The sequence below is a fragment of the Psychrobacter sp. 1Y4 genome, from assembly GCF_051847555.1.
Genome location: NZ_JBPYDE010000750.1, coordinates 1 through 629 on the forward strand (window position 1 = coordinate 1; position 629 = coordinate 629).

Consider the following 629-nt stretch of genomic DNA (forward strand, 5'->3'; position numbering starts at 1 on the left):
TGAAAATACGACTTATCTAGCGTTACCGTTTAAGGGGCATATTTTGACGTTTTCAAGATCGGCCGTATCTGATCAATAAAGCCATTATACGCTCAGCGCTTGCCACTCTTGACGCATAATCTTGTACAGCACATGCTCAGCCAGTCGATGATCAGCATCGAGCATCGGATGAGAGAAGCTATCCTGCGTATCAGTCATACCAAGACGCTCCATAAGCTTTTGCGAGCGCTTATTGATAACAGCAGTAAAGGCAACGACTTCGTTAAGTTCTAAAACATCAAAAGCATAGCGCAAAGCAGCCTGTGCGGCCTCGGTCGCATACCCTTGTCCCCAATAATCATTGTGCAAGCGTCAACCAATCTCGACAGCAGGAAAAAACGGCATATCAGCATGCGCATTATTTAACCCAACCATACCGATAAAGTCCTCATGCTTGTCTGAACAATCTTTGCGGCTCACTGCCCAAAACCCCCACCCATTATCCTCAATCAGCGTTTGGCATTTTTTGGCGATAATATTACTCACAGAAGTGGTTAATAACTTGGGAAAGTATTCCATCACTTTAGGATTGGCATTCATCTCAGCGAATGGCGCAAAGTCGCTCGCTTGCCACTGTCTTAGGTACAGAC

At 45.5% G+C, this 629-nt stretch carries 1 pseudogene; it reads right to left on the reverse strand.

The window, feature by feature from the left end:
• Positions 1-84: 84 nt before the first annotated feature.
• Positions 85-627: pseudogene (locus ACS8FC_RS18690) on the reverse strand (GNAT family N-acetyltransferase).
• Positions 628-629: the final 2 nt, after the last annotated feature.